The organism is Neisseria weixii (assembly GCF_042658245.1).
In the GTDB taxonomy this organism is placed as follows: domain Bacteria; phylum Pseudomonadota; class Gammaproteobacteria; order Burkholderiales; family Neisseriaceae; genus Neisseria; species Neisseria weixii.
Map to the genome: position 1 here is coordinate 1 of NZ_JBHSPY010000080.1, position 550 is coordinate 550.

Annotated in this window: 1 pseudogene; it reads left to right on the forward strand. The window is 48.7% G+C overall.

Annotated features, from left to right (window positions below):
• A pseudogene (locus ACFPVS_RS13690) lies at window positions 1-550 on the forward strand (transposase family protein); the annotation flags it as partial.

Genomic DNA, 550 nt, shown 5'->3' on the forward strand with positions numbered 1-550 from the left:
GTCACCATTTACCGTATCCTTAAGGCCGCACGGCTGTAACTTCCCGCACCGCAAAACAGCACCAACAACCGTTTCAAACAAGCCAAATATGGCATGAAACGTTTGGCTAAAGTTGAAAAAGCCATCGAAGAAAAGCTCAAGAAACAGGCTAAGCGCTACAATAAGCCGTACTCCGGCGAAATGGTGCATTTCGACACCAAACGGCTGCCCTTATTGCAGAATCAAAAAGCAACCGAACCGAGGGATTACCTGTTTGTCGCCATTGATGACTATTCCCGCGAACTGTATGCGGCCATTTTGCCTGACCGTACTGCCGCCGGTGCAGCCAAGTTCCTTTTGCATGATGTGATTGATTGCTGTCCGTATACCATTGAGTGTACCTACTCGGATAATGGGATGGAATACCGGGGCAATGCGTCACATCCGTTTGCGGTTGCCTGTGTGCAAAACAATATCGGTTAAAAGTTTGCCCGTATTGCCCGACCGCAGACGAACGGTAAAGCGGAACGGGTGATCCGTACCTTAATGGAAATGTGGCATGATAAGTTTG